12 protein-coding genes are annotated in these 13,825 nt (G+C 38.0%); 10 read left to right on the top strand and 2 right to left on the bottom strand.

Going from position 1 to position 13,825, the window contains the following annotated elements; all coding sequences use genetic code 11:
* Nucleotides 1-142 precede the first annotated feature (142 nt).
* From QOW94_RS01815 to QOW94_RS01795, 5 genes are all read left to right on the top strand, one after another.
* Nucleotides 143-712: a hypothetical protein gene (locus tag QOW94_RS01815; protein WP_283678367.1), complete on the top strand. Its 570-nt coding sequence runs from the start codon at nt 143-145 to the stop codon at nt 710-712.
* A gap of 138 nt (nt 713-850) precedes the next feature.
* Nucleotides 851-2,335 carry a hypothetical protein gene (locus QOW94_RS01810; RefSeq protein ID WP_283678366.1) on the top strand — a complete coding sequence of 495 codons (1,485 nt, stop codon included), beginning with the start codon at nt 851-853 and terminating at the stop codon, nt 2,333-2,335.
* 18 nt (nt 2,336-2,353) lie between these two features.
* Nucleotides 2,354-3,568: a ParB/RepB/Spo0J family partition protein gene (locus QOW94_RS01805; RefSeq protein WP_283678365.1), complete on the top strand. Its 1,215-nt coding sequence runs from the start codon at nt 2,354-2,356 to the stop codon at nt 3,566-3,568.
* Between the two features lies 1 nt (nt 3,569).
* On the top strand, nt 3,570-6,155 hold the full coding sequence (locus QOW94_RS01800) for an SNF2-related protein (protein ID WP_283678364.1): 2,586 nt from the start codon (nt 3,570-3,572) through the stop codon (nt 6,153-6,155).
* A 4-nt stretch (nt 6,156-6,159) separates the two neighbouring features.
* Nucleotides 6,160-6,909 carry a PDDEXK family nuclease gene (locus QOW94_RS01795; RefSeq protein WP_283678363.1) on the top strand — a complete coding sequence of 250 codons (750 nt, stop codon included), beginning with the start codon at nt 6,160-6,162 and terminating at the stop codon, nt 6,907-6,909.
* Nucleotides 6,910-6,924: 15 nt separating this feature from the next.
* Here the strand turns inward: QOW94_RS01795 and QOW94_RS01790 are convergent, their stop codons facing one another.
* A complete protein-coding gene (locus QOW94_RS01790) occupies nt 6,925-7,932 on the bottom strand; it encodes a LacI family DNA-binding transcriptional regulator (RefSeq protein ID WP_283678361.1) in 1,008 nt (335 codons plus the stop codon).
* Between the two features lie 167 nt (nt 7,933-8,099).
* On the opposite strand from QOW94_RS01790, the gene QOW94_RS01785 reads away from it, so the two are divergent.
* The 3 genes from QOW94_RS01785 to QOW94_RS01775 all read left to right on the top strand — a co-directional run bounded on the left by QOW94_RS01785 (nt 8,100) and on the right by QOW94_RS01775 (nt 12,169).
* Entirely contained in the window at nt 8,100-9,485 is a 1,386-nt protein-coding gene (locus QOW94_RS01785) for an SLC45 family MFS transporter (protein ID WP_283678547.1), read from the top strand.
* 15 nt (nt 9,486-9,500) lie between these two features.
* Nucleotides 9,501-11,177, top strand: coding sequence for a glycoside hydrolase family 13 protein (locus tag QOW94_RS01780; RefSeq protein ID WP_283678360.1), 1,677 nt, complete (start codon nt 9,501-9,503; stop codon nt 11,175-11,177).
* Nucleotides 11,178-11,395: 218 nt separating this feature from the next.
* Entirely contained in the window at nt 11,396-12,169 is a 774-nt protein-coding gene (locus QOW94_RS01775) for an acetoin reductase (RefSeq protein WP_283678359.1), read from the top strand.
* 46 nt (nt 12,170-12,215) lie between these two features.
* On the opposite strand, the gene QOW94_RS01770 is transcribed toward QOW94_RS01775, so the two are convergent.
* The gene (locus QOW94_RS01770) at nt 12,216-12,596 is read right to left on the bottom strand and encodes a hypothetical protein (RefSeq protein WP_283678358.1); all 381 of its coding nucleotides are present in this window, start codon (nt 12,594-12,596) and stop codon (nt 12,216-12,218) included.
* A 159-nt stretch (nt 12,597-12,755) separates the two neighbouring features.
* On the opposite strand from QOW94_RS01770, the gene QOW94_RS01765 reads away from it, so the two are divergent.
* Together QOW94_RS01765 and QOW94_RS01760 are read left to right on the top strand one after the other, a co-directional pair.
* Nucleotides 12,756-13,628 (top strand): DNA/RNA non-specific endonuclease, encoded by an 873-nt coding sequence (locus tag QOW94_RS01765; protein WP_502867224.1) that lies wholly within the window; start codon nt 12,756-12,758, stop codon nt 13,626-13,628.
* A 68-nt stretch (nt 13,629-13,696) separates the two neighbouring features.
* Entirely contained in the window at nt 13,697-13,819 is a 123-nt protein-coding gene (locus QOW94_RS01760) for a hypothetical protein (protein WP_283678356.1), read from the top strand.
* Nucleotides 13,820-13,825 lie beyond the last annotated feature (6 nt).

Below are 13,825 nucleotides of genomic sequence, written 5' to 3'. Positions count from 1 at the left end.
GGACTATATTAAGTGAAAAAATTATAAATGTTTGTTTTATTATTGTCATAGATCATATTAACTGTTACATAGGCTATAAATCATAGACTATGATGACATTATGGGGTGTTTCTACCTTTTTCACAATAGAGGGGGAAGTAAAATGGGACAAAGTGATTCTAAGGCTTTGAATTTATTTGAAATATCTTTTTTTCCAAGAAAATTATCAGATTTTTTAAAAATAGAATTTAGATATAAAAAGTTGGTGTTGGAGTTCTTAGATGGCAATTCATCTGAGACAGTTGCTATTAATCTTAGCATTCCAGTTGAAGTTGCAAAAAAGTTTAAGAATGTATTATTCGAAATGCTACCAGACTTTGATGATGTAAGAAAATATGTAAGTTTTATCGAGATGTATGACATAACTTTAGAAAATTTTTTATGGCTTACTAATAGTTCCAAATACGTATACTATTTTATTTTATTGAAGCATGGTAAGGGTGAGGCACCGTTCATTGATTTAGTTAAGAATACTCCATTTATAAATGAAGTTAAGCGTCAAGAGTATTTACGGTTACATAATAGCAACGAAACAAATGAAATAAACGAATCGAACGATGAGCAGCCCAAAGAAATTGAAACAAAGGATAACCAACCCAAAAGAGTATTAAGACAAACTATTCCGCAAATTGAAAATAAATCTAAGCCGTATTCGACAACAATGCCTGAGTAAAAAAACATTGTCGTTAACGGGAATGCACCCTGGACGTTATCAAAAGAACAAGTTAGAGAGATAAGACAGTCACGTATCATTGTAAAAATTAAGCAAGTTAATGACATTCATTCAGGTGCTACAAAAAAGCTAATGAGTATGTTTAAACGTTATGTGTTTAATAATAGGCTTCCTGGGAATATGATGATTTATGATGAGTATACGTTTCAAAAGTTGGTATTTTCACTACCTTTGATTAAGCCTAAAGGTAAAGGAATTTTAGAGCTTAATGAGGTGAGTGTCGAAAATTATTATCAGATAATTAAAGGCTTATTAGACGTAGAACCTGGTTTTTACGGGGTGGCCTATTTTTACGAAAATAACATTTCACTTATGGATGAGCTTGGTATAACCTATTGGCGTGAATTAGAGAAAATAATCCAAATAATTGGATATTCTAAATTTAAATCAGTGGATGGCGGAAATGGAGTTTTAATAATTGGTGGGATATCTGCACGTGAGTTTATTGACAAGGAATCTAAACTATTAAAAAACAGGTTAGATATGTACCTCAATTACAGATTTAAACTTCCTGAAGATACAATAGAATATTTGATGGAGTCTTTTTATGAGAAATCGAATGTAGATGAAGAGAGCATAGATAAAGTTGAGAGGCCAGATATGCCTATATCTACTACAGTAAGTGATAGTTTTAATAAGGTTGAAAATAGTAATTCGATAAGAATGACCGTAAAAACTAATTATGAACAACCGCAAGCTAGTGATAAACATCATAAGAATAAAGATACTGGTCCAGTAGAGATTCTTCCTAAGCATATTAAAAAAATCGGAACGTTTGATGAGCTCAAAGAAAAACTTAGCAAGCCAATTTATACCATGGCTGAATTTAAACGTATGCTTTCATCGTCTTATCCTCAAATGAAGATAACAAGTTATATGCTTAATGAAATAGGGTATTCGTGTACAAATAATTTGTTGTTTGATTCTAATAAGTATCGAAATTTATCAGACGCCATAGATTCTTTTTTACTTAATCGAAACATATTGAATGTTAGTGATTTTAAAGTAATGGGTAATTCACGGGTAGATGCAAGAGTCAAGGCATTGGAATCTTCATATAGATTGTTGTATCTGAATGATAAAAAAATGATAACTGAGAGAAAGCTTCTAGATGGTGGAATAACACCAATGATGTTTAGGGAGTTTCTGCGTAAGGTAAAAGAAATGGTAGAGGTAGATGAGTATTTTACCTTGCCACAATTGATCAAGGTTGGACTTGAGGATGAATTACTAGAATCTGGGTTTGATTTATTCTTTTATAATCGAATTATCCAAAATGACGATGATTTTTATTCGTTAGTTATTGATGATCAGATGATTTTTTTAATGCACGGAAGGAGAATTTCTAAGCGTCCCTCGGTAGCTGGTTTTATAAAAAGCGTTATGAGCTTTAAAAAAGTAACTTTGAGTGAAATGCATCGTATTTTGGAAGAAAGATACGGTTTAGAATTAGATACGGATAAACTTGATAAAAAACTTCAAAATAGTGAATTGAGCTATTCTCCTATACTACAAACTATCTACGAAGATAGAAAAACAATGTTAGATGATATTTATTCTTAAAAAAGTGAGGGAACTAAAATGGATGATGAAAATGTGAATTTACAAGAGGATGAATTTGAACCAACTAAGGAAACAAAAGCATTGATGTTAAAGGGAGAGTCTAAGCTTTTCAATGTTGTCAGAATTCCTCTTGAATTATTAAAATATAATGAATTGAACGGAAGAATTTCAACATGGATTTCTGAATATGAAAGCCAGGAAGATTCATTGCCTCAAGATAGAGAAAATTACAATAAAATTATTGAAGGCTTTATTAAAGATTCTGATCCGGAAGCGTTTAAGAAAACAAAAAATAACATCAAAAAGTTTGGCCAAATGGAAGCGGCCGTTGTACTTAACGATGGCACGTTAGTAGATGGTAATCGGAGATTTACGGTATTAAGAGAACTTTCTAGAGAAGGAAATGGGCAACAGTTCAACTTCATAAAAGCTGTGATTCTTCATGATTCTGATTACAGTACAAAAGAAATAAAATCACTAGAATTAAATTTGCAGCATGCAAAAGAAGAGCGGGTTGATTACAATCCTATTGATAGGTTAGTTGATATTTACAGGGATTTGATTGCCCCTGGACATCCTTTCACACCATTAGAGTATTCTTACGAAGTTGATGAAAAAGAAAACAAAGTAAAACAAGAGATGCAGGTTGCTCAATTAATGGTGGATTATCTTGATTACATTGGCAAGCCTAAGATGTTCTTTATAGCTAGACAACAAAAATTAGATGGACCACTTCGGGAAATTCATCGAATACTGAAAAGTAGAAAAATTGCTGAGGAAGACTATGATGACGCTAAGGATTTGCTTTTCACTACGATGGTTTCGTTAAAGGGTGACGTAACTAGAAAAATACGTGATATGAAAAAAGTTGTGGAAGACAAGGCAACATTCGATAAAGTTATGGATAATCTTGATGATGATTTGGACGTGATTGAGGATCATTTTAAAAATGAAGATAAACCTGCTAATGAAGCCGAAAAAAGTCCACAGGCTTTAAATATTCCTCGAGAGAACAGAGAGCACATCGTCGATGTCTTGGAAACGGGAATTGATAAGCTAAATATGCGAGAGGCACAAAAACAGCCGGTTTCTTATTTAAATAAGGCATTGAATTACTTGGACGGGGTTTCCCTAGATGCATTGGAACGTATGAATGCTGGAGATCAACGAGAAGCTAGAAGACTACTAGAAGAGATTACCGACAAGGCAAACAGGGTTAAGGAAGTGCTTTAATTTGCTAAATGATTTACAAATAAAGCAAGGTTATGAAACTCCACCAGATGATGTAAGCAAAGATTTTTATAACCCGATTTTGCAACAATCAGTATCCTACGACAGGATTGCTGGATACTTTTCGTCGAAGTCATTAGCGTACTTTTCTAAAGGGATTGAAGGACTGATAAACAATGGTGGTAAGTACAGACTGATTATTTCCAACGAAATTTCTGAAGAAGACTACAACTTAATTAGAAATGGGTATGCCAATAGAAAACTAAAAGAAAATTGTGAGTCAATTTTATCAAATCAAGTCGACACTATTCACGATAAAAAAGAGTTAGCAAATCTTGCTTACCTAATTGAAATTGGATTAGTCGATATTAAAATTGGCTTTATAACCGATGGCCTATTCCATGCAAAAGTGGGTATATTTACGGATGAACAATCTAATTCGATATTATTTAGTGGGTCATTAAACGAGACAGAAAATGCAATAAAGCATAACTTTGAAGCCATTGATGTAAAGAAAAGTTGGACGGATTCGGAAACAGCGGAATACATTAATCAACAAAAACAAAAGTTTAATGACTTGTGGAGTGGTAAAAATAAAGATGGCATGCTTTTTGTTAAAAGCATTAATGATATCGTAAAAAATAAGTTAGCACACTATAATAGGGGAAAGTTAATCATGGAAGATCAACTATTAACGCCTAATAGTCTAGTTCTATATATGAAGGGCAATGAACTGGCTATTCAAGATAATCTAAGCAATCCTTTAAGGGAATCTAGAAAGCTTCGAAGAATTAAGTCTGATTTCTTAATTAATGATAGATTGTGGAATTTTAAGCCTAATATTGGTTATAAAACGATTGAGGATAGATTGATACCTGATTTTACTAAGCTTTCACAGCAACAAGGATTTGAATTTATCGCTGCTGACTCAGTATGGTCTTATATTGAATCATCAAGGTTTGAGATTGATAAAATTTCAAAGCAAGGTGTAGCTTTGAAGTCTGAATCGGATATTTTTAACGATGAGTTAGGTAAATTTAAAGAAATATTGAATACTCAAATTGTTAGAGAGTTAAGGCCAGCACAATTATGGGTTAGCTTTTATATGACCTTGATGCAAAGAGTTGGAAATTTTTCTGTTCCGGGAGCTGGTAAAACTGCTATGGTTTACGGAACATATGCATACCTATCTGCACCTCAGATAAACAAGGTAGATAAGTTACTAGTGATTGGTCCAAAAAGTTCTTTTCTTGCATGGAAGACGGAGTTTAAAGCAGTGTTTGGAGATAAGAGGCAACTACATGTTTTGGATGTTCAGGATCCGAAATTTGATAGTAGAGATTTATATAAAAATACCGATGATTATAACCTTATTTTGGTTAACTATGAATCTTTGCCAAAATATTCAGCAGCGTTGGAAAATATTATTAATAAAAAAACAATGCTTATTTTCGATGAGGTCCACAAAATTAAAGGTATAAAAGCGGAACGTCCAAAATATGCAATGCCCCTTGCGAATGTGGCAAACTACAAATTTGCTCTTTCGGGAACACCTATCCCTAACGGATATATAGATATATATAATTTGCTTCACTTGCTATACAACGATGAATATAGAGATTATTTTGGCTTTACTCCAAACGAACTCGATAATGCTGATGAATCCACAGCTGACGAAATTAATGAAAAGCTATTTCCTTTTTTCTGGAGAGTTACAAAGAAAGATTTAAATGTTCCAAAAGCAAATAAAGATACAATGATTAAGCTTAGGGCAACTGATAAAGAGCAGAAAGTCATTGATATTTTATGGAAGAAATACAGGAGCCAGCCATTTAAACTTTACATACGTCTGATTCAAATGGCATCAAATCCAGATTTATTACAGAAGGCAATCAACAAGTCGCTTTTTATGGACACTGACCTGGATGATTCTAGTGATGGTTCAAATCTTGATTTTGAGTTTAGTGATGAGATGGAAGATGAACCAGATTATACAGAAGAGGAATTAAAGACTTTGGATGAGCTTCACACGTCGTCTAAATTTGAATCAGCTGTTCAAAAGGCTATTGAATTGATTGAGGATGATCACGTTCCAGTAGTTTGGGCAATTTTTGTCGATACCATCGATAAGTTTGCCAAGCGAATTGAAGCAAGAGGGTACAGGGTTGCTAAAGTATATGGAGCAGTACCTGCCGCCGAAAGGGAAAAAATTATAACCGATTTTCAAAAAGGTAAATATGATTTGTTGATTTCAAATCCACATACGTTGGCGGAATCCGTTTCTCTTCATAGAGTTAGTCATGACGCACTTTATTTGGAATATTCTTTCAATTTGACCCATATGCTTCAATCGAGAGATAGAATTCACCGGCTTGGGCTACCTGATGGGATTGAAACAAATTATTATTATTTTCAATTACTAGGACAAGTCAATCAACGTCAGCCGATTGATGAACATATTTATGATAGGCTAGCACAAAAGAGGGATTTAATGATTCAAGCCATAGAAGGTAAGACATTACAACCAGAAAACCTTGAATCTAATAAAGCTGAAATTGAGGCGATGATGCAGAAATTTATGGGAGTGTAGCCCTATGTACAGCACAGATGAGAGTGATGATTTAAAAAGAAAATTAATTGAAGAGGTAAATAATTATGTAGGTCAAACGGAAAGTTCACTTGTTGAATATTTTGGTATTAGACCTAATTATTTAGGACAATATCCCAAGAATATAAAAAGAATGCTTGTGGATCGAATGCTTAATTTGGATTTAGATAAAAATATAAGAAAAAAGATAAAAGCATTAGGTTTAAAAATTAGGACAATTAGAGTTAACAAGAATACAGGCATTAAAGAAAGTGTTTCTTTTCCAGCTTTTTCCTTCACGGAATTGGTAACAGAAGAGTGGAGTGAATGTAAGCTCCGAGAAGAACTGGAAAATTTATCTTTACTATTTATTGTGTATAGGGAGACGGTTAATGGTGATTATCTTTTATGTGGTGCGAAGTATTGGGAGATGCCGGCTGCTGATTTAGAAGGGCCAGTTAGAGCAGTATGGGAGCAGACCAAAGGTGCACTCCTTTCGGGAATCAATTTAGAATATGATGATGTTAGGAATAGAGTTTCCAATAACTTCGTGAAAGCATCAGAAAAAAGAGTAGTTCACATTAGGCCACATGCATCTAAAAGTAGTTATATGGCATATAATCCATATGCGGATAAATTACCAGTTCCAGCAAAGTGGGTTAATAAGCCAATGAATTTTTCTGATCAGTGGATGACAAAGCAAAGTTTCTGGCTGAACAAATCTTATATTTTTCAACAAATTGAAAGTTTGCTGTGACAAAAAAGAATCGGATCACTCCGATTCTTTTTCATTTACTGCCACACTCTCCCCCTCCACAATCTCAAACCCCAACTGCAACGACTCCACCTGCTTGCCGTCTGCCTTTTCCAGCAACTGCTCCACGCCCTTTTCACCAATCGTTTCAAAGGGTTGGGCTGCCGCTGTAATCCGGGGACGAACAAATCTAGTGAGTTCGGTACCGTCAATGCTCATGATTGAGAGGTCGGCAGGAACATTGATTCCGTTATCTTTTGCCTGATTGAGGGCACCAACCGCGACCATATCGCTACTACCAAGGATTGCAGTTACTTTGCTGCGAAGCTTAGTAACGGCTTTAGCTCCATCGGTGTAAGTGTAGTGGCCGTACTGAATCCAGTCGTCATCTGGAATGAATCCGTTCTCGACCATCGCCTGTTCGTAGCCGCCAATTCGTAATCTCCCAGTGTCACTATGATCTGAGCCAACGATAGCAATCCGCTTGTGGCCATGATCAATTAAATAATTTGTGGCATCGTAGCCCATCTTAAAGTTATCGGTGGTAATAAACTGGGTGTCGGCATCATCTGTATGTGAGGTTGAAAGTAGTAGGTAAGGGATACCTGAGCGTTTTAGAACACCAAGATTGCCAGATTCTAACTCAATTGCAATAACTAAAATCCCCATTACGGAGCGTTCGATAACTGTATCGAGCGCTTTTTTCTGTAGCTCGGGATCATCTTCACCGGCATACAAAATAATGACGTTAAGCCCTTTGGCTAGGGCAACCTTTTGAATTCCTTCAATGATGTGGTTGGCGAAGTTAGTCTGGGTAGATGAGATCATGACGGCAATGACCTGACTCTTTTTGGTCACTAGCTCAACTGCAGCTGAGTTTTTTTGATAGCCGAGTTCTTTCGCGACTTGGAGAACCTTTTTAGCAGATTTTTCCGAAAAGTATCCAGTTTTGTTGTTTAAAATCCGGGAAACCGTCGCAACTGACAAGTTAGTCTCCCGAGCAATATCCTTAATAGTAGCTTTCATATGCTTTGTCCTCTTTTTGTTATTACCTATATTTTACCACACAATTGGTCAGTATAACTTTTGTAAACGTTTGTGTTGTTGGTATAAAACTATTGTAAACGTTTACAAGTTGTGGTAATTTATACATGAACCATCAGATACCAATATTTTAGGAGGGGACTATTATGATGGATAATAGTGTTGCCGGTCACACGGCGGAAGATAAGCAGGAAGTCGCTTCGGGAACGACTAACGGGTTACCAACGTTGAAATTATCAACGATATTTGCGTTAACCTTCGGATTCTTTGGCGTTAACATGGCGTTTTCGCTACAATCATCACAAATGGGAAGAATTTTTCAAACGTTGGGAGCTAATCCCAACAATCTTGGGTGGTTTTTCATTCTGCCACCACTTGCGGGGATGGTTATTCAACCATTGATTGGAAAGTATTCGGATAAGACGTGGACCAAGTTTGGCCGGAGAATGCCATACTTATTGATTGCTGGCCCAATTGGCGCAATCGTTCTGATTTTATTACCAAACGCTGGTTCATTCGGATTCGGGTATGGATCGCTAGCTGCACTGCTATTTGGTGCAATCGCAACGTTATTTATGGATTTAACTTCAAACGCGTGCATGCAACCATACAAGATGATCATCGGGGATATGGTCAACGAGGACCAAAAGGATATGGCATGGTCGTGGCAACAGTCGTTTTCAAACTTGGGCGGAGTGATTGCTACGATTGCCCCATTTGCACTAACGATGTTTGGGGTTGCTAACACTGCTCCAAAGGGTGAAGTACCACTAACGGTTAAGATTTCGTACTACGCCGCAGCTGCAATTTTGCTCTTATCATCTCTGTACACAGTTTTCTCTGTTCATGAATATGATCCTAAAACATACTCTGATTATCACGGTATTTCACTTGAGGAAGAGCAAAAGAAATCACCTAGTTTTATGGAATTATTGAGAACCGCGCCCAAACAATTCTGGGAAATCTCAGTCGTTCAGTTCTTTGAATGGTTTGCGGTAATGTACCTCTGGACATATTCAACGGGGGCAATTGCTAAAAACGTTTGGAACACGACCGACGCTTCATCAGCGGGTTATCAGGCAGCTGGAAATTGGTACGGAGTGCTTTTCTGCATTCAATCAGTCGCTTCAGTTGTGTTTGGCATTTTCTTAGCAAAGTCAAAACCAAGTCAAAGAAAGCTCTGGTACCGAGTAGGGGCATTGGTTGGGGCCGTTGGTTTCATGTCAATTTACTTTATTCATGATCAATGGCTTTTAATCCTTTCATTCTTGTTGATTGGGGTTAATAATTTAACTATGAACACCCAGCCATTCTCATTGTTAACTGAATCATTAAATGGTAAAAACGAAGGTGCTTACCTTGGGTTGTTCAACTGCAGTATTTGTTTGCCACAAATTGTTGCCTCAATCGCCAGTTTTGCAATCTTTCCACTAGTTGGTCATTCAATGCCAACGATGTTATTCGTAGCGGGAATCTCACTGGTTCTAGCATCATTATCAGTTAGTCTAATTCATTCATCATTCGATAAAAAATAACGGGAGGAATTACGTATGTCATCCACATGGTTTAAAGATTCAGTCATTTATCAAATTTACCCAATGAGTTTTCAGGACAGCAATCATGACGGGATTGGTGATCTAAACGGAATTCGCCAACGACTACCTTATTTGAAGGACTTGGGAGTTGATGTTCTCTGGTTAAACCCAATCTATAAGTCACCAAACGTTGATAATGGTTACGATATTGCGGACTATGAGAGTATCAACCCAGACTACGGAACGATGGCAGATTTTGATGCCTTGCTTCGCGATATGCACGAAGGCGGTATGAAACTATTGATGGATTTGGTGGTCAATCACACATCAGATCAACACAAATGGTTCCAGGAAAGCAAGAAGTCCAAGGATAATCCGTACTCTGATTTTTATGTTTGGCGTGATCCGGTCGATGGGCATGAACCTAACAATTGGGGTTCCTACTTCAGTGGCCCAGCGTGGACGTACGTTCCGGAACGTGGCCAGTACTACCTTCATCTGTTTGCCAAGGAGCAGCCGGATTTGAACTGGGAAAATCCTGAGGTTAGAAAGCACGTATACGATTTAATGAAGTTCTGGTTGGATAAGGGAGTTGATGGGTTCCGAATGGACGTTATCAATCTGATTTCCAAACCAGCTGGCCTCCCAGATGCCCCTCAACCTGATGGGGCGGAGTATGGTAATGTTGAGCCGTTGGTCGCTGACGGTCCTCGGTTGAATGAATTCCTTCGGGAGATGAACCGAGAAGTGCTTTCGAAATACGACGTGATGACGGTGGGTGAGATGCCAGGCTCGACACCAGAAGACGCGATTCAGTACACCAATTTGGATGGTACCGAGTTGAACATGGTCTTCCAATTTCAGCATGTTAATTTAGGTTCGAATGATGATAAACGCCTGGGTAAGTTTAGTGACAAGCGAATCCAGCTACCCGAGCTTAAGGAAGCTTTGTCGAGATGGCAAGTCAAACTCGATGGTAAGGGTTGGAACAGTTTGTACTGGAACAACCACGATCAACCACGAGCTGTCTCACGGTTTGCTACGGACGATCCCGAATACCGAGTTAGAGCCGCTAAGATGCTAGGAACGACCTTGCACATGATGCAGGGGACTCCGTTTATTTATGAGGGCGAAGAAATTGGGATGACCAACGCTCATCTGACTAAACTCGATGAGTACGAGGACCTTGAAGTCCACAATCTGTACAAGCAGGCAGTAGAGGACGAAAAAATCATCGATAGTGAAACGCTGATGAAGTATTTTGCTGCTCGTTCGCGGGATAATGCCAGAACGCCAATGCAGTGGAACGATACCGTTTATGCTGGGTTCTCAGATGTCAAACCATGGTATCGGTTAAACGCCAACTACCCGGACATCAACGTTGAAAATGCGTTGGCGGACAAGAATTCGGTTTATTATTACTACCGAGAATTAATTAAGCTCCGGCATGAAAACGAAGTTATTCGTTACGGCGACTATAAGTTGCTTGATGCAGAAGACGCTGAGGTGTTTGCATATGAGCGAAATTACAAGGGCCAGAAGTTACTGGTAATTAGCAACTTTACGGCAAAAGACGTGGTTAGAGATTATGGGCAAACTGATGACGCCAAGATGCTGATTAACAATTACCAAGACAAGAACTCAGTTTTGGAGTTCAGACCGTATGAAACGAAAGTGTTTTTAATTAAATAGTCTAAAAAGGACGGGAGACCCGTTCTTTTTTATCTATACTTAACAAATAATTCACAATCAGTTATCAAAATTAAAATGTTTTTCAAAATATAGTCATATTAAATTAAACGTAGCCCAATAATCGAAAATAATTTTCAAATTGTGTTGATTTTCCCGATTTCAAAGAATATACTATTGGTATTGAATGTTAAATAAATCACAAAGTAGAGGAAAAACACATGACTAAAAAAGTTGCTTTGATTACAGGTGCCGGTCAAGGAATTGGTGAAGGAATTGCCCGTCAACTCGCTGATGATGGCTTCGCAGTTGCATTATCTGGTCGTCATTTAGATAAGGTTCAAAAAGTTGCTGATGACATCAACGCTGAGGGTGGCGAAGCAATTGCATTGAAGACCGATGTTTCTGTTCGTGATGAAGTATTCGCTGGAGTTGAAGAAGTTGCTAACAAACTTGGCCAACTTGACGTGTACGTTAATAATGCCGGAATCGCTCATGTCGCTCAACTGTGCAACACTGATCAAGAGCATATCGATTCATTGTTGGACATCAACGTGAAGGGTACTGTTTACGGAATCCAAGCAGCTGCAAAGCAATTCAAGAAGCAAGGTACTCCAGGTAAGATTATTAACGCTTCTTCAATCGCTGGTCATGAAGGTTTCGAATTGTTGGGTATGTACTCAGCTACCAAGTTTGCAATCCGTGGATTAACTCAAGCAGCTGCTAAGGAACTTGCAGCTGATAAGATTACAGTTAATGCTTATTGCCCAGGTATCGTGCTCACTCCAATGTGGGATCAAATTGACGAAGAAATGGGTCAAATTCACAACGTACCAAAGGGTGAATCATTGAAGCAATACCTTGCAGGAATTGCATTGGGTCGTGGTGAAGAACCAGCTGACGTTGCTAATTTAGTTTCATTCCTTGCAAGTAACAAAGCTGACTACATTACTGGTCAAGCTATCATGGTCGATGGTGGAATTAAGTACGTTTAAAAAGCTAAAATAAAAATCTCGAGGAGAAATCCTCGGGATTTTTTTGTTATCTATAGAATACTGAATACTTGCTATGGACAGAGTACTTCAATCCAACTTTATGTTTAGAGTACCAGTGAAAATAAAGGTGCTTATGCTGTTGGGTCAGCATTTCTGTGTAGTAGACCTTGTAGGTGTGTTTGCCCAAGTATTTGTGAGACCGAACTTTACCACCGTAGGCACTTGCTTGAAACGGTTGAACCCAGTAGTCATACTTTGAACCATGGTAGCGAGAAGAGTTTTGGCCAGTTCCACGTTTCCAAGTCCCAATCAACGCCTTGGGCATACCTTTTTTCAATTTAGCCGCGTCAACGTTAGGTTGACCAACTGCTAGAACGCCATTTAATGTCATTACAGCAGTGATTCCTGCAAACAATTGTTTTTTCATAGAGATAATCCCTCCCATCGAATAATTATAAACTAAATCAAGACTATCCGTATTTTTTACGCGGTATATTCAAACAATCTAAACTTCTGTATAATTAATAAGTTCACAAATTTAATGTGATCAATAATTTAATAGTAGGGAGAGATTATTTTGGGAAAACTGCGTAAGTTTTTTCTAACTTTGATTTTGGTTGTGGGATTGGTTGGTGGTTCAGCTGCGATAATTGAGCCAACGACAACTAGTGCCGCGACCGCTGTGTACATAACTAGGACTGGTAAACACTATTTTTATCACCGTCATAACCGGGGCCTAAATCGGGCTAAGAAAGTGTTTAGAGTTTCGTTAGCTATTGCGAGAAGAAGGGGGCTAACTCTTGCCAAGACGGACTACCGTACCGCGAGAAAGGTGGTTCGGCGGGTCAAGCGGAGCACGGTTCATAAAGCTCAGGCTAGTCACCCAACTGTTTCCAAATCGAAATATCATGGCAAGTTAATTACGTTGGTAAATGGTAACCGCCCAACGTTTACCAGTAGCGACTTATCAACTGCTAACGGGCCATGGCAGTATTATGGCAACCTAGATGGCTATAATCGACCAACTTTAGCAAAGGCATTACTTAATGAGCGACTTATGCCAAGTGCGACCAGAGAAGCACTCTACGTTAACCCAACAGGCTGGCATAACAAACGGACTAGTAGCGGTTGGCTCTACAATCGTTGCCATCTAATTGGGTACCAACTGACTGGTCAGAACAACAATCCCAAGAACCTGATTACTGGAACCCGTGAGCTAAATGATCCGGGAATGTTGAAGTACGAGAATGAAATTGCAAGTTACTTGCGGTCAAACTCGCACCACTACGTGAGGTATTCGGTTGCCCCAGACTTTAAGGGTGGTAATCTATTAGCTTCTGGAGTCCATATGCAGGCTAAATCAGTTGGTAGTAATAGTGTTAGTTTTAATGTTTACGTCCACAATATTGAACCAGGGTACAGTCTAAATTATGCGACTGGAACTAGCGTTAAAAAATAGTGAAATTGACGTTCTTAAATTGTAATCTTGATGTATGATTAAGTTATCAAAATCATGGGGGATTCCAATTGGACAACAAAGATGACAACCACAGTACCTTTTGGAAGTGGTTTATTATTATCGGCTGGATCAGCGTTATTCTTCACTTGCTAAAGTTTATAATTCCACAGATTTTGTGGTGGATGGTGTAAAAGAGG

Origin of the sequence: Lentilactobacillus sp. Marseille-Q4993 (assembly GCF_951230165.1) — a bacterium.
Classification (GTDB): Bacteria; Bacillota; Bacilli; order Lactobacillales; family Lactobacillaceae; genus Lentilactobacillus.
The sequence above is the reverse complement of the archived record's forward strand: the minus strand, read 5'-3'. Positions and strand labels throughout refer to the sequence as shown.

Excerpts from the sequence above, each read along its gene's own strand:
- QOW94_RS01795 (WP_283678363.1), top strand. The coding sequence starts at position 6,160 with ATGTACAGCACAGATGAGAGTGATGATTTAAAAAGAAAATTAATTGAA.
- QOW94_RS01775 (WP_283678359.1), top strand. The coding sequence starts at position 11,396 with ATGACTAAAAAAGTTGCTTTGATTACAGGTGCCGGTCAAGGAATTGGT.
- QOW94_RS01810 (WP_283678366.1), top strand. The coding sequence starts at position 851 with ATGTTTAAACGTTATGTGTTTAATAATAGGCTTCCTGGGAATATGATG.
- QOW94_RS01790 (WP_283678361.1), bottom strand. The coding sequence starts at position 7,932 with ATGAAAGCTACTATTAAGGATATTGCTCGGGAGACTAACTTGTCAGTT.
- QOW94_RS01805 (WP_283678365.1), top strand. The coding sequence starts at position 2,354 with ATGGATGATGAAAATGTGAATTTACAAGAGGATGAATTTGAACCAACT.
- QOW94_RS01770 (WP_283678358.1), bottom strand. The coding sequence starts at position 12,596 with ATGAAAAAACAATTGTTTGCAGGAATCACTGCTGTAATGACATTAAAT.
- QOW94_RS01785 (WP_283678547.1), top strand. The coding sequence starts at position 8,100 with ATGGATAATAGTGTTGCCGGTCACACGGCGGAAGATAAGCAGGAAGTC.
- QOW94_RS01815 (WP_283678367.1), top strand. The coding sequence starts at position 143 with ATGGGACAAAGTGATTCTAAGGCTTTGAATTTATTTGAAATATCTTTT.
- QOW94_RS01780 (WP_283678360.1), top strand. The coding sequence starts at position 9,501 with ATGTCATCCACATGGTTTAAAGATTCAGTCATTTATCAAATTTACCCA.